A 17,286-nucleotide genomic window follows, 5' to 3' on the forward strand; every position below is an offset into this window, starting at 1 on the left:
ACTATGGCTAAGCAAAAAAAAGAGGTCCTTAAAGTTGAAAATGTCGGAATGAAATTTAATTTAAGTCAGGAAAAAGTTGATGATTTAAAAGATTATGTAATTAAATTGTTAAAAAGAGAACTTCAATATAATGAATTTTGGGCCTTGAAAAATATAAACTTTACATTAAACAAGGGGGATCGCCTGGGCATTTTGGGGCTCAATGGAGCAGGTAAAAGTACTTTACTGAAAGTTATCGCCGGAGTACTGAAAGCGACGGAAGGTACAGTGACCACAAAAGGAAAAATTGCACCCCTATTAGAACTTGGTGCAGGATTTGATCAACAGTATACAGGAAGAGAAAATATCTATTTGTATGGTGCGGTACTAGGTTTCTCTAAAAAATTTTTAGATGAAAAATATGAAGAAATTGTACAGTTTTCAGAGCTGGAAAAGTTTATTGATGTCCCAGTAAAAAATTATTCATCAGGAATGAAAACCAGACTTGGTTTTTCTGTAGCAACACTGGTGGAGCCGGATATCTTGATTTTAGATGAAGTATTGTCTGTAGGAGATGCCAAGTTTAGAAAAAAGAGCGAAAAGAAGATCATGAACATGTTTGACAAAGGAGTTACTGTATTGTTTGTATCACATTCGTTAGAACAGGTAAAGAGATTGTGCAATAAGGCCATACTGTTGGAAGCTGGACAGATTATTGCGAGTGGCACAGTAGAGGAAGTCAGCAAGATTTACGAAGAGAAAACGAATTAGAGCCAAAATAGAGGAGGTTTTACTTAATGAAAAAGGTAATTACCTATGGTACTTATGACTTGCTTCATGCAGGACATATTAATTTATTAAGAAGAGCAAAAGAATTAGGAGATTATTTGATTGTTGTTCTTTCTACGGATGAATTTAACTGGAACGAAAAGCAGAAGAAATGTTATTTCAGTTATGAAGAGAGAAAAAAGCTTCTGGAAGCTATCAGGTATGTAGATTTAGTAATCCCGGAAAATAATTGGGAACAAAAAGTCTCCGATGTTCAGGAATATCATGTCGATACTTTTGTTATGGGAAATGATTGGGAAGGCAAATTTGACTTTTTAAAAGAGTATTGTGATGTGGTATATCTTCCAAGAACAGAAGGTATTTCTACCACAAAAATAAAGCAAGATCTGGGATTAATGGGAGAGCAGAAACAAGAATCAAGTGAATTGTAATAAACAGGAGGGCTCTATGAATACACAGAAAGTGAGAAAGGCTGTCATTCCAGCAGCGGGATTAGGTACTAGGTTTTTGCCGGCAACAAAGGCGATTCCTAAGGAAATGCTTCCGATAGTAGATGTTCCTACTGTACAGTATATTGTCGAAGAAGCGGTATCCAGTGGAATTGAGGAGATTTTGATTATTACAAATTCTAATAAACACTGTATGGAAAATCACTTCGACAAAGCATACGAATTAGAAGAACGTTTGGCTGAATCAGGGAAAATGGACCAAGTCAAGATGATTAATGATATATCCAATCTCGCAAATATTTATTATGTAAGGCAAAAAGAGCCTAAGGGGCTCGGGCATGCAGTATTATGTGCTAAATCATTTATTGGAAATGATCCTTTTGCTGTTCTGCTTGGGGATGATGTTGTAATCAATAAAGGGGGCAAACCGGCCCTTGGACAGTTGATAGAGGCTTATAACAAACACCATGCATCTGTTGTAGGTGTCCAGACAGTAGCAGAGGACCAAGTAAGCAAATACGGGATCGTGGCCCCAAATAAAAATGTACCTGCAGACGGACGAGCTGTAAAGCTTGATAACATGGTGGAGAAACCAAAGCAGAAAGATGCTCCGAGCCGTATGGCTGTGCTTGGACGGTATGTTTTGACTCCGGAGATCTTTGAACTGCTGGAAAGCCAGGGAGTCGGTGCAGGCGGGGAGATTCAGCTGACAGATGCTATCTGCCGGCTGATAGATACACAGGCAGTTTATGCATATGACTTTGAGGGTATCCGTTATGATGTGGGTGACAAGTTTGGTTTTATAAAAGCGACTATTGATCTTGCCTTGGAAAGACCAGAACTGTATGATCAAGTTGCTGCTTATTTAAAAGAAATTAGTCAGAAATTATAAGAGAGTGGACAACTATGAAACAAAAAATCAAACAATTAATAATTGAGATATACAAAAGATTAACATATATTATACCAACAAGCAAAAAAATCATTCTATTCCAAAGCAGCAACGGAAGAAATTATTCTGGAAATCCAAGATATATATATGAAGAGATGGTGCGTCAGGGGCTGGATAAAGAGTATACTCTGGTCTGGTTATTGTTTGATACCACAATCGAGATCCCGGGCCGCTGCAAAAAAATAAGAAATAATTATATTCCATATTTCTGGTATCTGATGAGGGCCGGAGTCTGGGTATTTGACAGCAGGCAGCCTATGTACATGAGGAAAAAAGATTCCTGTATGTATATTCAGACATGGCATGGAACACCTCTTAAAAAACTTGCTCTGGACATGGATAAGATGGATATGGGCGGAAGCCAGAATATCGAAGGCTACCATAATAAGTTCCGCAGGGCCACGTCTCTATGGGATTATCTCATCTCACAGAATCCGTTTTCCACGGAGATATTTAAAAGTTGTTTTGCTTTTGAAGATAAACCTATCCTGGAAATCGGATATCCAAGAAATGATATTTTGATCAACGATGACAATACGGAAGCCATTCAGAAAATGAGGCAGAAGCTGGGTCTTCCTCTGGATAAGAAGATTATCTTATATGCTCCTACATGGAGAGACAATGAGTTCCACTCTAAAGGAAAATATAAGTTTGCATCAAAGCTGGATTTTGATAAGGCCAGAGAAGCACTGGGAGATGAGTATGTATTTATCGTAAAATACCATTATCTCGTCTCAGAGTCCATTGACTGGAGCCCATACAAGGGATTTGTCTACACGTTTGATGAGACAAAGGATATTGCATGGCTTTATCTGGTGTCTGACCTTCTTATCACGGACTATTCTTCTGTAATGTTTGATTACAGTATTTTAAGACGTCCGATGTTTTTCTTTGCCTATGATCTGGAGGATTATAAAGATAATTTAAGAGGATTCTATTTTGATTTTGTCAATGAAGTACCGGGGCCTATTTCAAGGGATACGGACCAGCTGATCGAAGACATCCTCACTTATGATCCAGTACAGTGGAAAGACAAATACGATGCTTATCACGAGAAATTTAACTGCAGGGATGATGGAAAAGCGGCAGATAAGATCGTGAAAAAGATTACAGGACAATAAAAAAGAAGAGGAAACTCTTCTTTTTTATCTATATGAAAGGTTTAACAGCATGTTAACGAGAAAAAACGAGAAGAAGAAGCATATCTTCCAATGGATCGGATTGGCTGTCATTATACTATACTTTATTTTTGCGGCATTCCAGTACAAGATTTTTCAGGGAGATATATTTAAGGCGTACAAGATTGACTCGCCGGAGACGGAAGTAGTTTGTGACGGCTGGGAGAAGAAGCTAGAGTTTACGGCAGCACAGAGAGAACTGAAGTATTTTGAGATGACCTATCTGAACCCGAAAGGGGACACGGCTCAGGGACATGTCCAGGCTGAGATCAAAGATTCATCCGGGAAAAGTGTGTGGAAGAAAGATTTTCCAGCCTCTGAGATGAGAAAAGGGATCTATGCCAGAGGGATTCAGGGAACGGTCTACGATGTGAATAAAAAGCTTAAAAAGGGTGAGAGCTATAATCTCAGCTTAAAAGCCGTTGATATGCCAAAAGAACAGAACATCACAGCCAGGAGACCGGATCTCACTATGCATTATTATGGGTTTAATACCATCAAGTTTTGTATGCTCCTGGGAGCAATCTTAATGTTGGAGGTTCTTCTGTGGATCCCAAATAAGCTCAATGAAAAATGGAATCTTTACCTGAGCAGGGCTATGTTTGCTGTTACGCCGGTGCTGGCGTTTGTTCTGCTGGAACGGTTTAATCAGACCAGTATACGGAATCTTGGTGTTTTTAAGAGCAGCGTCAATCTGCTGGTCTATATTCTTTTGCTGGCATTTTTCTTTTTGATCACGAACCGGACAAAGATTGCTTCTTTTCTGACGATCATTACAGTGTCTTTGCTGGGGCTGGCTAATTACTTTGTAGTTTCTTTCCGGGGAATTGATCTCATGCCAATTGATTTTACTTCGATCCGGACAGCTGCCAATGTGGCAGCAGGTTATGAGTACAGCATCAACACGGCGATTCTGTGGAATGGAGTCCTGATCCTTGGATTTCTGATCGTTTTATTCCGGCTGAATGCAGGAAAAGGGCTGAAAAAGAAACAGAGATTGATACCGGCAGCGGTATTTGCGGGAATGCTGCTGGTGAATATCAGTGTGTTCAGCAATACCCAGCGTCTGAGGGAATGGGGGATCAAGATCAAGCTGTTTAACCCATCTGTCAGCTGTAAGAGAAACGGCTATGCGGCGATTTTTACAGCCAGCCTTAAGTTCTTAGTGGCAGAAAAACCGGAAGGCTACTCGGAGGAAAAAGTGGAGCAGATCATGAAGCCTTATGTGAAAAAGGCTGAGGAGGAGAACCGGAATATCAATGTATCCGGGAAAAAGACGACAAAACAGACTCCGAATGTCATTGCAGTCATGAATGAGTCCTTCTCTGATCTGTCGGTTCTCGGAGATTTTAAGACCAATCAGGATTATATGCCGTTCTATCACAGCCTGAAGAAAAATACAATCAAAGGAAACATGTACATGTCAAGCTTTGGAGGTCAGACAGCCAACTCTGAGTTTGAGTTTCTGACGGGCAGTTCCATGGCGTTTCTTCCGGGGGGATCTGTAGCATACCAGTATCAGGTAAAGGATGAGCTGGGAAGCCTTACCACCACTTTGAAGGAACAGGGATACCAGGGAATGAAAGCTCTTCATCCATATCTGGCCAGCGGCTATAACCGGGAGGTTGTGTATCCGCTGCTAGGATTCAGCGATTTCCTTTCCGATGTGGACTTTAAGGAACCGGAGATGCTGAGAAGATTTATCTCCGATAAAGAAAACTACAAAAAAGTGATTGAAGAGTATGAGAAGGCAAAAGAAAAGGACAGTACTCCTTATTATATGTTTAATGTGACTGTGCAGAATCACGGGGGATATGACAAAGGATATACGAATTTTAACCAAAAGATTCATATCACCGACGGAAAAGGCGATGAGATTGCAGACCGTTATCTCAGTCTTGTGAAAGAATCAGACTCTGCCTTTGAATACTTGGTCCGTTATTTTGAAAAGGTAAAAGAACCCACAGTGATCGTCATGTTCGGAGACCACCAGCCAAGCCTGGATGTTGAATTCTATAATAAAGTAAACAATGGCAGTGCACAGAGAAAACAAAAGGTACCGTTTGTCATTTGGGCTAACTACGACATTAAAGAACAGACAGTCAATGATATCAGCCCTAATTATCTGGGAGCCTTCCTTGTGAATACTTTGAACCTGGATGAGACACCATATGAAAAGTACTTGCTAAAACTGCACAAAAAGTATCCGGTCGTCACATCCCATGTGTATATGGATGCCAACAGGCAGCTGCACACAATTGACACGCTGGATGACCTGCCGGAGGATTTAAAAGAGTACTGGATGGTCCAGTACTATCATCTGTTTGCAAAGGATAAGAGAGACGATTCTTTATTTTTCCTGAAGGAGTAGGAGGGTAGGGCTATGGTTACAATTCTATTAGCAACATATAATGGAGAGGATTATTTGAAGGCTCAATTAGAATCCATTGCTTCCCAGACATATGGTAATTGGAGGCTTATCACAGGAGACGACGGATCCTGTGACGGGACTCTGAACATCTTGAGAGAGTTTAAAAAGCGCTATCCGGACCAGGTGAAGATCATAAAAAATGAGCCTGCCACCGGAAGTGCCAAGAATAATTTTATTAATCTTCTGAGAAATTCGCATGGACCGTATTTTATGTTCTGTGACCAGGATGATGTGTGGAAACGGGATAAGATTTATGAGACGATGAAGAAGATGGAAGCCATGGAGGAACGGTATGGGAAGGATACGCCGATCCTTGTACACACGGATCTTTCAGTGGTAGACGAAAATCTGGAGATGATCGCAGAATCCTTCTTCCAATATGCAAACCTGCCCAAAAGGATTGCATTAAACCAGCTGATCGTACAAAATTCTGTAACCGGATGCACAGCAATGATTAACCGGGCACTTCAGAAGTATTTTCTGCAGCCGCTTCCTATGGGGAAAATTCTGATGCACGATTACTGGGCGGCTCTTGTCGCCAAGATTTTCGGGAGGATTGCCTTTGTCAATGAACCTACGATGTATTACAGGCAGCATGGAAATAATTCCGTGGGAGCGAAGAATTCAAAGAATCCTGTGTTTTTAATGCAGAGACTCAAAGAGGGCAAAGAGTCCTACCGGAAACAGATGATTAAATCTATGGAGCAGATCCAGGGATTTGTAGAAACCTATGGGGAAGAAATCGAAGGACTGGATGAATATAATCTTTTGAAAACTTATGGGAATCTATATTATAGAGGAAAGATGCGCAGACTTTACTTCTACCGGAATCATCAGGTTCTGAAAGAAGGGAAAATCCGTAAGCTGATGCAGTGGCTGTGGGGTTAAGATGAGATGAAAAGTGGTATGAAGCTTATACTGAAATATATTGTAATGTACTTGTCGTGTCTTTGGCCCAGGAGCAGAAAGGTATGGGTGTTCGGTGCCTGGCTCGGACAGCAGTTTGCCGATAATCCTAAATATCTTTTCATAGAAGCAAACCAGATGGAAGGAATCCGCCCGGTCTGGATTACGAAAAATCCCCAGGTTGTCAGGGAAGTGAGGGCGCTTGGCTATGAGGCCTATCTGTTTTCTGACCGGAAGGGGATTCTCTGTCAGCTCAGGGCGAAATATGCGGTGATGTGCAATGGGATCAGTGATCTGAATCATGCATTTCTCGGCAGAGCCGTATTTTTGAATGTCTGGCATGGAGTTCCGCTCAAGAAGGTTGGATATGATGATACCAAGGAAAAAGACTGGGACAGCAGGGGACAGAGGATCCGGCGTAAAATTCAGCAGTTTCCTCTGGGAAGAGAGTATGTGGTAGCCACGAGCCGGACCTTTTCCGAGATTTATAAGAGTGCATTCCGTCGTCCCGCGGAGCAGATCCTTACTTATGGACAGCCCAGGAATGATTTCTTCTACGATGATGAGGAGCTTTTCCCGGTGAATGAAAAACTGAGGAAGCGGCTTGAGGGACAGAACGTAGTCCTTTACGCGCCAACACACCGGCAGGAAGGGAAGACTCCGTTTCCTTTGAAGGAGCATTTTGACTTAAAAGGCCTGGATGAATTCTGCCGGGATCATCAGATACTGTTTATCATCCGCAGACATTTTTATCATATCCATGAGGATGTAGATCTTTCGGATTATTCCAATATTGTAGACATGACAAAGGATTCGCTGGATATTCAGGAGCTGCTGATAGAAACGGATATACTGATCACCGATTACTCCAGCACATATATCGACTATCTGCTGCTGGACCGCCCGGTCATTTTCTATGATTTTGATTATGACAGCTATATTGAAAAGGACAGGGAGATGTATTTTCCTTATGATGAAGTGACACCGGGGATCAAGGCCGGGACCTTTGATGAATTAATGAACGGCATGAGTCAGATAGTCTCAGGAATTGATGATTTTAAGGAAGACAGAAAAAAAGTCAGGGACCTTTTTTATTGTAAAAGAGGACAGAGGGAAGTGGGCAGAGCGCTTCTGGAAAAGATGCAGCTTTTGTAGGTGATATGCAGACGAAAAATTCCATATGCAGAAAAAGAGACAGTGAAAAGCTGATTCTCCGTAGATGAAACGGAGGATCAGCTTTTTCTTTTATTTATCAGAAAAGACTTTGTTTTTGATCTTTCTTACCTGATGGGAAATAGTCTGGTTGAGGGTAAAGAAAGGGGCATGGTGTTCTTGAGATAACGTAAGAGGAATCATGCAGTAAAAAAGGAGGAGAAACATATGAGAGCGGCTGTCTATTATGCACCAGATGATTTGAGAATGGAAGACATGGAAACCCCTGAGAAACCGGACCAAAAAGCGAATCCAGATCGCACATCCGGATTTCCGTCAGATACTGGCCGAAGACTATGAGCAGAGATTCCATGAAAGCTGGAGTATGGATGAATAGAAGAGAAATATTTAAGAAATGCCGTCCTTTATCCGGAAGTAATACCCGGGTAAAGGACGATTTTATGAACGGTCATTCTAAATAAAAGAAAGCTGATAAAATAATTTAATATTCTGAGAAATATTCAGCCAGCTGAATAATAAACTGACTGTTTGTAGGACGTTCCAGCGTGAATGTCTGAGTTATGCTCCAGAATAATTCTTTGTTTCCCTTGTTCCAAACAGTGTCGATGGCATGGCGGATCGTCCTCTCTACACTGGTGGACGTGGTATGATTCTGCTCTGCAATATACGGATACAGACGTTTTGTAATGCCGTCAAAAACCGAAGGATCCCGCACTCCTTTTTCAATTGCCTGTCTCAGGTAGAGGTAGCCTTTCAGATTCGGGGTGATGCCCAGCTGTTTTAAAAGTTTGCTGATCTTTCCGGAAAGGTCCAGATGCTGAGTTCCGGAAACTGTCTGATTTAACAGCTGGTTAATGTGAATCACGTGAGATGTGGTGTCAGGTATAGGTGCCCTATCCTTTGAATGGATGACCGAAATTTGTAAAATTGTATCATCTGACAGTACCAATTGAAGATTTTCGTTTTGCATGATATACTCCCCTTATAAAGATAATGTTGGTTCCTTAGATTATGTAATCATGTTCATTATAGAGAATAATGAGGAATATTGTCAACTTATGGAGCAATGGATTTATTCCATATTTGGAAGGTTAAGCGGATGAATTATAAAAAACTAAAGGAAATTATGCAGTCAAAAAATTTTACTGTGGAAGAACTGTCAAAAACCAGCAGGATTCCGATAGGAACTTTATCAAAAATTGTATGCGGTATTACACCAAATCCCAGGTATAATACGATGGAAGAAGTGGCGGCCTCCTTAAATTGTTCTCTGGATGAGTTTTCCAACAGAGAGCCAATGGTGCCATACAGTTACGAGGATTATATTCAGAAGTTCAAGAGACTGCCGGCGCATCAAAAAGAATATATCAAATATGTGATCAATCTGGAATATGACAAAATGGTGTCTCTGACATCGTCAGGTAAAAAAGCTATGAAATGTTTTGAATTTACCAGTGTGGAGGATGGGCTGGCCGACTATGGGAGCCAGAAAGTACATGATGTATGGGTGGAACAGAATCCGCTTACAAGGGAATGTACATTTTTTGTATGGGTGCGCACAAGCAATCTGGAACCAAAGTTTTGCAGAAATTCAGTTCTGGGTTTTCAATATCTGGATGGACGTCTGCCGAAGCATGGAGAGATATGGATGTTTCTTCGGGCCGGATATTTATGCATAGGACGCTATTTTAAGAGACACGGCGTCCAGTTTCTGAGATCATTAAACGGCACCATAGATGATGAATTGATCACCAATTCTCTGGAATATAAGAGAGTCGGAAGATACGTAGGAACGATTGATATTCCCGATTTGACATCCACCGTTTAAAAGCTGTAAATCTGTCAATACTCAAGATATGACGTTAGAAAGGGTGTGACAGAGCATATGAAGCTGGAAGAAAAAGCAATTCTCCATTTTTTGGACAGATTTGATGAGACTCCGTTTCTTGTTAAAATCAGAGAAGAAGAGTATACAATCGGGCATGGAAATCCCAGGTTTTCCATTATTTTTAAAAAAGAGCCGGATCTGAAGGAGATGATCACAAGTACGTCTCTGGCGCTGGGAGAGGCATATATGCGGGGTGATTTAGAGATCGACGGGGATCTGTATCAGGCCCTGTACTATTTTCTCGGACAGATGGGGAACTTTTCTGTGGATACCAGAGTATTAAGGAAACTGATGTTTCCGTCTCTGGGGAGAAGAAAGCAGAAAGAAGACGTCGCATCGCATTATGATCTGGGAAACGACTTTTACAGTCTCTGGCTGGATGAGACTTTAAATTATTCCTGCGGGTATTTTGAGAATGAGCAGGACACGCTTTTTGATGCACAGAAAAAGAAGACACAGAGAATACTGGAAAAGCTTTATCTGAAAGAAGGTATGGAGCTTTTGGACATTGGATGCGGCTGGGGATATCTTCTCACAGAGGCCGCAAAGAAATATAAAATCCGGGGCACAGGGATCACACTGAGCAGAGAACAACAGCAGGGATTCGAAAAGAGGATCAGGGAAGAAGGACTTGAGGATTACCTGCATGCTGAACTGATGGATTATCGTGATCTTGCGGGATATGGGAAAAAATTTGACCGGGTTGTCAGCGTGGGTATGCTGGAACATGTGGGACGAGATCATTATGAACTGTTTTTCCAGTGTATCAAAAGGGCGATGAAGCCAGGAGGGGTGTTTCTCCTGCATTTTATCAGTGCGCTGGAAGAACATCCGGGAGATCCATGGATGAAGAAATATATTTTCCCGGGAGGCGTGATACCGAGTCTGCGGGAGATCACCAGCCTGAGCGCCAAGTATCGTTTTTATTTACTGGACGCAGAGAGTCTGAGGAGACATTACAATAAAACGCTGCTGTGCTGGGATAAGAATTTTAATGAGCACAGAAGAGAGATCGAAGAACGGTTCGGAGAGACATTTTCCAGGATGTGGGATCTGTATCTTTGTGCCTGTGCGTCAACCTTTCAGAATGGCATCATTGATCTGCATCAGCTTTTATTTACCAACGGGATAAATAATGAACTGCCGATGAGCAGATGGTATTGATGTATAGAATGATATAGAAAAAGGTATTCCGCAAGTCGTTTTGACTTTGGAATACCTTCTTTTTAATATCCGATTACATTTATAATCTTTTGGTTGATCCGTCCCAGTTCATCGCTGACCTGATAGTTTTCAGTGTCAAACAGGTATTGATGTACCTGGACAGCATTTTCTTTCAGAGTTGTTGGAAAGCCATACCATACTCCGAGATACTTGTATTCCCTCTGATCAAACGGGAATCCTTTTTGACCCTTAATGTCATAACGAAAGATAGACAAGAGCATAGAGAACAGTTCTTTCTGATCCATATTGGTTTTGATCTGGGGAAGAATCTTATCCATGGCGCCCATCAGGCCAAATGGATTTTTTTTGCCTTTGGCAAAGATCTTTTGAAGAACTTCACGCTGCCGTCCGGCACGGGCAAGGTCGCCTCCTGCCGTATAGCGGATTCTCGAATATGCGACGGCCTGGTTCCCATCCAGTGTCTGTACTCCGCCGGTCTTTATCTTGGGGGAATCGCCTCCGTTTAAACGGTTCATATCACCGATATAGCTGTTCAGATTTTTTAAAATAGAGGAATCAACCTTTACTTCTATGCCGCCGATGGAATCTACGATGTCCGCAAGAATTTTGAAGTTTACGGTCGCATACTGGGTTATGTTCAAATCCAGATTCCGGTTGATGGTGCTGACGGCAAGTTCTGGACCTCCCATGGAATATGCTGCATTAATCTTTGTGTAGTGGCCGTTGACGCTCACATAAGTGTCCCGGTAGATGGACAGCATCTTGATCTCTTTTGTCTGATTGTTGATGCTGACAACGATAATGGAATCAGAGCGGTTGCCGCGGTCCGACATACTGCCGGTCTGGGAATCAATGCCGAACAGGGCAATATTGGTGTAATCTTTCATATTGGCATCCTCATGGACCGTGACCAGTTTGCTCTGATTCATTGGTGTGGAATTGATCTTGCCCAGTTTCGTGTAGGAAACTCCCAAGATCACGCCGATCAGAACAACGATCAGGAAAAGTAGGATAAAGATCCAGCGGATGTGGGAATGCCGTCGTTTTTCTGCTTTTACGCCCATAAAAAACCTCCTAGTATGCGTTTTTGTTGATAAATCCTTTGAAAACGGTCAGAAACAGGATTTTAAAATCCAATGATAAGGTCCAGTTTTCAATATAATAGAGATCGTGCTCGATCCTGCCGCGGATGGATGTGTCACCGCGGAAACCGTTGACCTGGGCCCAGCCTGTGATGCCCGGGCGGACCTGATGCTTGATCATATAGCGGGGGATCTCTTCCTTAAACTTTTCTACAAACAGCGGACGCTCCGGACGGGGCCCCACAAGGCTCATATCTCCCCGCAGAACATTATAAAACTGAGGAAGCTCGTCCAGACTGGTGTGACGGATGAACCTGCCGAACGGGGTCACCCGCGGGTCGTTTGGTCTTGTCCACTGAGTGGCTTCTTTTTTTGGATCCTGAACACCCATGGAACGGAATTTGTACATCTTAAACGGTTTGTTGCCAAGCCCGACTCTTTCCTGCGCAAAAAAGACCGGTCCCGGTGAGCTGCGTTTTACCAGCAGTGCGATGATCAGCATCGGAATAGCCAAAATGACCAGGGCACAGGCAGATCCGATGATGTCAATGATCCGCTTGGCAATACGGTTTACGACGTTTGTCAGCGGCACATTGCGGATATTGATGACGGGAAGACCGTCCAGATCCTCGGTGTATGGGTTTGTGGAAATAAAGTTATAATAGTCAGGTACAAATTTTGTATGGACACCGGACTTTTCACAGATGGCCACCAGTTTTTCCAGCTTTTCGTATTCATCCAGATTCAGGGTAATCGCCACTTCGTCCAGAGTAGTCTGGCTTAGGTAGTCTTCCAATTCGTTTAAAAGGCCGATTTTTTTGATCCCTCTGTATTCAAAATTGTCGCTGATGGTATCATCAAAAATACCATGGATATAAAGTCCCCAGTGGGGATTGGCTTTGATGCGGTCAATGTAGGCGGCGGCAGAGGTACTGAAGCCGACCAGGACTACGTGTTTTAAATTTCGTCCGCTTTCCCGTGTTCTGTTCAGCACCTTTCTGATTGTGAAGCGGGAAAGAACTCCGATGACAAAATTAATAGAGAAAAATAAAAGCAGGAGGCTGCGGGGGAAGTTCTGCAGTTTTGTCAGGACAATGGCAACAGACCCGATGCCCAGGCCGATAAGATTTGCCTTAAATAGGTTTAGGATCTCACGGCTTCCGCGCTGATACCTTTTGGGGGTATATAGGCCGAAAAAGGCATATAATAAAAGAAGGATAATGATTGTAATAAAAACCGTCTTCTGGTAGTATGAAAATCCCAGTTCATATTTTCCGACAAAGAAAAATAGCTTAGAGACCCATGAATCCTTTCCCCATTCGAAGCGGATCTTATGTGACAGAAAAGCCGATAAATAAATACAGACCGCATCAATAAAAATATGCAGACGGTTTAAATAGGCTTGGTTTTGCTTAATCATTTGTTTTCTCCTCTTTACGATAATATTACACTGTACTTATTATAAGTGAAAAAGGGCAAAGGCACAATGGAATTATTTCTTATGTTTTTCTTAGTTTTATAACATTTAGAACACATTTTTTACACATTTATTTTGTACTATTTAAGCAAGTTAAATACGAAAGGAGATACAGGTTATGTACGAAGATATGAATTTTAATAATACAGAATATACACAGCCGGATCAAAATCAAAATAGAGGAAACGCAAACAAAACAGTCAGGAGGATTGCAAAACTTGCGGCTGCCGCAGTGGCTTTCGGACTGATTGCAGGAGTAACCATGCAGGGAGTCCAGTATGGGTTTTCTGCAATGGGCATCGGCAATGGAGGAACACAGCTGGCAACGACCAATACAACAAAAACCTCAACAAAGGGAACAACATCAGGAAAAGAAGATTTATCCACTGTGGCATCCAATGTCATGCCGTCCATCGTTTCTATCACAAGCAAGTATGAGACCAGTTCAGGTTACCTTTTCGGACAGCAGCAGAATGAGAGCGAAGGAGCAGGTTCCGGCATTATCGTCGGTAAGAAAGACGGGTATCTGCTGGTTGTCACAAATAACCACGTCATCGCTGATGCACAGTCTTTATCCGTCGGATTCACAGACGGTACCAGCGCATCCGGTACGATCAAGGGATCGGACAATGACGCGGACCTGGCAGTTGTCGCGGTAAAAGTAAAGGACATTAAAGCTGCTACATTAAAAAAGATCAAGATCATCACACTCGGAAATTCTGATGACCTGAAAGTGGGAGAGCAGGCAATCGCCATAGGAAATGCACTCGGATACGGACAGTCAGTGACCGGCGGGTATATCAGTGCACTGAACAGAGAAGTGCAGCTGACGGATAAAACCATGACGCTTCTTCAGACAGATGCAGCGATCAATCCCGGAAACAGCGGAGGCGCTCTTCTCAACAGTAAAGGGGAACTGATCGGGATCAATACGGTAAAATATTCTTCCGAAGATGTAGAAGGAATGGGATATGCAATTCCGATCAATACGGCGAAACCGATCATTGATCAGCTGATCAAGCAGAAAACCGTAGATAAATCCGAGCAGGCATACCTTGGAATATCAGGCCAGACCATATCCAGCGATATGGCAGCGCAGATGGATATGCCTCAGGGAGCGCTGGTGCGTCAGGTTGTCCGGAATTCACCGGCTCAGAAGGCGGGTATCAGTGCCGGAGATGTGATCATCAGCTTTGGCGGGGGCACGGTTTCTACAATGGAGGGACTGAAAAGCAAAATTGAGAGCAAAAAGGCCGGAGATACGGTAAAAGTTGTTGTAAAACGACAGAATCAAATGGGGACTTACGAGAAGAAAACGATCAGTGTCAAATTGGAAAAAAAGACGGATGACGGCTCTTCAGGCAGTACACAGAATAACTAAGCGGAAACGGTTGAATTCTCAAAGCATACAAGTTACAATGAAAACGGGCGGCAGGCAGCCGTCCGTTTTTAACGTAACAGAAAAGAGGGTTCATATGATTTCAATTGAGATAGAACACATAAAATCTTTTATGGCCGGCTTTCTGACGGGGGACGTGTGTGACCAGTTTATGCTGTGCGAAGGCCGGCTGTCCATGGGGACCGTGTATGAATTTGACGGAAAAATGATGAAAGATTTTTATGATACAGACGAATGGGAAATACTGAAAGAGTATCCGTATATACCCTGGAAAATGGAGAAGCAGAGAATATTTGCCCTTATAAAGGGGAAAAAGACCCCTCTGTCTTTTCAGTTTGTGCTTATGCTGGCACCGAAACGAATGGAAGCCTTTCTTTTGAAATATAATATATCTGATAGGCCGCAGGAGATCGGAGGATTATTTTTAAATATTTATTTCGACAGAGAACATTTAAAGTGCACGACAGGAGTGTCAAGAAACACATTTGTTCCGGATAAAACCCTGGAGACAGCCTGGGATGAAGAGATAACAATATTTTTGAAAGGCAGATAGGAGGAGCGAGCCTATGAAATTATTAAAAGAGATTTGTCGGGGGATACTGATCGGGGTTGCCAATATCATTCCCGGGGTAAGCGGAGGGACCCTGGCGGTTTCTATGGGAGTTTACGATAAGATCATCTATGCACTCACACATATACGCAAAGAGTTTAAACAGAGCCTTAAAATACTGGTCCCTGTAGGCATTGGAGCGGTGATCGGACTTATAGGACTTTCCTTTGTCATTAAATGGCTGTTTGAGTATTATCCGATTCAGATAAACTTCCTGTTTATCGGTCTGATCATCGGAGGACTGCCTGCCATTTTTAAGAGAATGGAAGGAGAGAAAAAAGGTCTTTCTCATGGGATTGCATTTCTTTTTATGTTTGCACTGGTTGTACTCCTACCTCTTTTAGGGAGCAGCACGGCATCGGAAGTGATCCTGACTGCCGATCCCCTGATGATGGGGAAAATGTTTTTGATCGGGATTATTGCGGCGGCTACGATGGTCGTACCGGGAGTCAGCGGTTCGATGGTACTTTTGATTCTGGGATTTTATCAGCCGATTCTCCGTGAGATCACACAGTTTATGATCAATCTGGCGACTCTGAATCTGTCCGGCCTCACTCACGGTATCCTGCTTCTGACACCTATGGCTGTCGGGATCATAGCAGGAGTGGTGATCATCGCCAAGATCATAGAATATTTGTTTGAACATTTTGAAGTCATTACTTTTGCGGGAATCGGCGGACTGATTCTTGGTTCCCCAATTGCAATTCTTTATGAGGCAAATTTTGATCATTTTAATTTGTTCTCAGGGCTGACGGGATTAGCTGCACTGGCTGCGGGCTGCATCTGTGCCTATTATCTGGGCGAAGATTAAAGGGTTTTCATTTATAGAAATATATGATATGATATGTAGTAATGAATACTATATCGGAAAGTTTTAAAAGGAGACGCCATATGAGTTTTAATATTGTCTGTGACAGCTGCACGGATTTGACAAAAAAAGATTTTGAGAAAGGATGCTATACATGGATACCTCTGACATTGCTGATCGGAGATGAAGAGATCATCGATGACGATACGTTTGACCAGCATTCTTTTCTGGAAAAAGTGGCAAACAGCAAAGGAGCCTGCAAGTCAGCCTGTCCGGCGCCGGAAGCTTATATGGAGGCATATAAAAAGGCAGATGATATTTATGCGGTGACTTTATCTGCAGAGCTGAGCGGATCCTATAACAGTGCCGAACTTGGGAAAAAATTGTATGAGGAGGAGCGCGGAGAAAAAAATATTCATGTATTTAATTCCAGAGGAGCATCCAGTACGCAACTTCTCATAGCAAGAAAGATTTATGAATATGCTTCCGAAGGCATGCCTTTTGAACAGGTGGTAGAAAAGGTAGAGGATTACATCAAAGGGCAGAGAACTTTTTTTGTTCTGGAGACATTGGATGTGCTTCAGAGAAACGGAAGGCTGTCAAAGGTGAATGCAGTCCTTGCCACAGCTCTGAATATAAAGCCGGTTATGGAAGGGACCAAAGAAGGTATTATACAGAAGCTGGCACAGGCCAGGGGACCAAAGAAGGCATTGGCCAAAATGGTGGAATGCATTGTGAAAGAAGGACAGGACCTGACGGATCGGATTTTGGCCATTGCACACTGCAACTGCTATGAAAGAGCAGTGTATCTTAAGAAACTGCTCGAAGACAAGCTGGAAGTCAAAGAGATCGTCATAGTCGACACTAAGGGAGTCAGCAGCCTGTATGCATGTGACGGCGGTGTAGTTGTTGCATATTAGTTAATAGTGGAATGCAAAAGGAAACGGTTCGTCCCCTTCACATAAAGAAGTGGAGGGGAC

At 42.6% G+C, this 17,286-nt stretch carries 16 protein-coding genes; 13 read left to right on the forward strand and 3 right to left on the reverse strand.

Features of this window, described 5'->3' with window-relative positions:
- Positions 1 to 3: 3 nt before the first annotated feature.
- Genes QGT46_RS04695 through QGT46_RS04725 form a run of 7 tightly spaced genes read left to right on the forward strand, consistent with a single transcriptional unit; the run spans position 4 to position 7,839 of the window.
- The gene (locus QGT46_RS04695) at positions 4 to 750 is read left to right on the forward strand and encodes an ABC transporter ATP-binding protein (RefSeq protein ID WP_024726600.1); all 747 of its coding nucleotides are present in this window, start codon (positions 4 to 6) and stop codon (positions 748 to 750) included.
- Positions 751 to 776: 26 nt separating this feature from the next.
- On the forward strand, positions 777 to 1,199 hold the full coding sequence (tagD, locus tag QGT46_RS04700) for a glycerol-3-phosphate cytidylyltransferase (RefSeq protein ID WP_024726601.1): 423 nt from the start codon (positions 777 to 779) through the stop codon (positions 1,197 to 1,199).
- A gap of 16 nt (positions 1,200 to 1,215) precedes the next feature.
- Positions 1,216 to 2,109, forward strand: a complete 894-nt coding sequence (gene galU, locus QGT46_RS04705; protein ID WP_148458614.1) for a UTP--glucose-1-phosphate uridylyltransferase GalU — start codon at positions 1,216 to 1,218, stop codon at positions 2,107 to 2,109.
- Positions 2,110 to 2,123: 14 nt separating this feature from the next.
- Positions 2,124 to 3,290 carry a CDP-glycerol glycerophosphotransferase family protein gene (locus QGT46_RS04710; protein ID WP_148458613.1) on the forward strand — a complete coding sequence of 389 codons (1,167 nt, stop codon included), beginning with the start codon at positions 2,124 to 2,126 and terminating at the stop codon, positions 3,288 to 3,290.
- Positions 3,291 to 3,339: 49 nt separating this feature from the next.
- Positions 3,340 to 5,718 (forward strand): LTA synthase family protein, encoded by a 2,379-nt coding sequence (locus tag QGT46_RS04715; RefSeq protein WP_024726604.1) that lies wholly within the window; start codon positions 3,340 to 3,342, stop codon positions 5,716 to 5,718.
- Positions 5,719 to 5,730: 12 nt separating this feature from the next.
- Positions 5,731 to 6,666, forward strand: coding sequence for a glycosyltransferase family 2 protein (locus QGT46_RS04720; RefSeq protein WP_024726605.1), 936 nt, complete (start codon positions 5,731 to 5,733; stop codon positions 6,664 to 6,666).
- An 18-nt stretch (positions 6,667 to 6,684) separates the two neighbouring features.
- Positions 6,685 to 7,839 (forward strand): CDP-glycerol glycerophosphotransferase family protein, encoded by a 1,155-nt coding sequence (locus QGT46_RS04725; protein ID WP_235824516.1) that lies wholly within the window; start codon positions 6,685 to 6,687, stop codon positions 7,837 to 7,839.
- A gap of 499 nt (positions 7,840 to 8,338) precedes the next feature.
- Here the strand turns inward: QGT46_RS04725 and QGT46_RS04730 are convergent, their stop codons facing one another.
- On the reverse strand, positions 8,339 to 8,827 hold the full coding sequence (locus QGT46_RS04730; protein ID WP_024726607.1) for a sporulation initiation factor Spo0A C-terminal domain-containing protein: 489 nt from the start codon (positions 8,825 to 8,827) through the stop codon (positions 8,339 to 8,341).
- Positions 8,828 to 8,956: 129 nt separating this feature from the next.
- Between QGT46_RS04730 and QGT46_RS04735 the strand changes: the two genes are divergently transcribed.
- Together QGT46_RS04735 and QGT46_RS04740 are read left to right on the forward strand one after the other, a co-directional pair.
- Positions 8,957 to 9,685 (forward strand): helix-turn-helix domain-containing protein, encoded by a 729-nt coding sequence (locus QGT46_RS04735; RefSeq protein ID WP_270430829.1) that lies wholly within the window; start codon positions 8,957 to 8,959, stop codon positions 9,683 to 9,685.
- A 57-nt stretch (positions 9,686 to 9,742) separates the two neighbouring features.
- Positions 9,743 to 10,909 (forward strand): SAM-dependent methyltransferase, encoded by a 1,167-nt coding sequence (locus QGT46_RS04740; protein WP_148458612.1) that lies wholly within the window; start codon positions 9,743 to 9,745, stop codon positions 10,907 to 10,909.
- A gap of 62 nt (positions 10,910 to 10,971) precedes the next feature.
- Here the strand turns inward: QGT46_RS04740 and QGT46_RS04745 are convergent, their stop codons facing one another.
- Together QGT46_RS04745 and QGT46_RS04750 are read right to left on the reverse strand one after the other, a co-directional pair.
- The gene (locus tag QGT46_RS04745; RefSeq protein WP_024726610.1) at positions 10,972 to 11,994 is read right to left on the reverse strand and encodes an LCP family protein; all 1,023 of its coding nucleotides are present in this window, start codon (positions 11,992 to 11,994) and stop codon (positions 10,972 to 10,974) included.
- A 10-nt stretch (positions 11,995 to 12,004) separates the two neighbouring features.
- Positions 12,005 to 13,432 carry an undecaprenyl-phosphate glucose phosphotransferase gene (locus tag QGT46_RS04750; RefSeq protein WP_024726611.1) on the reverse strand — a complete coding sequence of 476 codons (1,428 nt, stop codon included), beginning with the start codon at positions 13,430 to 13,432 and terminating at the stop codon, positions 12,005 to 12,007.
- Between the two features lie 175 nt (positions 13,433 to 13,607).
- On the opposite strand from QGT46_RS04750, the gene QGT46_RS04755 reads away from it, so the two are divergent.
- The 4 genes from QGT46_RS04755 to QGT46_RS04770 all read left to right on the forward strand — a co-directional run bounded on the left by QGT46_RS04755 (position 13,608) and on the right by QGT46_RS04770 (position 17,226).
- Entirely contained in the window at positions 13,608 to 14,870 is a 1,263-nt protein-coding gene (locus tag QGT46_RS04755; RefSeq protein WP_024726612.1) for a S1C family serine protease, read from the forward strand.
- Positions 14,871 to 14,964: 94 nt separating this feature from the next.
- Positions 14,965 to 15,441, forward strand: coding sequence for a DUF5721 family protein (locus QGT46_RS04760; protein WP_024726613.1), 477 nt, complete (start codon positions 14,965 to 14,967; stop codon positions 15,439 to 15,441).
- Positions 15,442 to 15,454: 13 nt separating this feature from the next.
- Positions 15,455 to 16,309: a DUF368 domain-containing protein gene (locus tag QGT46_RS04765; RefSeq protein WP_148458611.1), complete on the forward strand. Its 855-nt coding sequence runs from the start codon at positions 15,455 to 15,457 to the stop codon at positions 16,307 to 16,309.
- Positions 16,310 to 16,389: 80 nt separating this feature from the next.
- Positions 16,390 to 17,226, forward strand: coding sequence for a DegV family protein (locus QGT46_RS04770; protein WP_024726615.1), 837 nt, complete (start codon positions 16,390 to 16,392; stop codon positions 17,224 to 17,226).
- Positions 17,227 to 17,286: the final 60 nt, after the last annotated feature.

It is taken from the genome of Anaerostipes faecis, assembly GCF_910574135.1.
Lineage (GTDB): Bacteria > Bacillota > Clostridia > Lachnospirales > Lachnospiraceae > Anaerostipes > Anaerostipes hominis.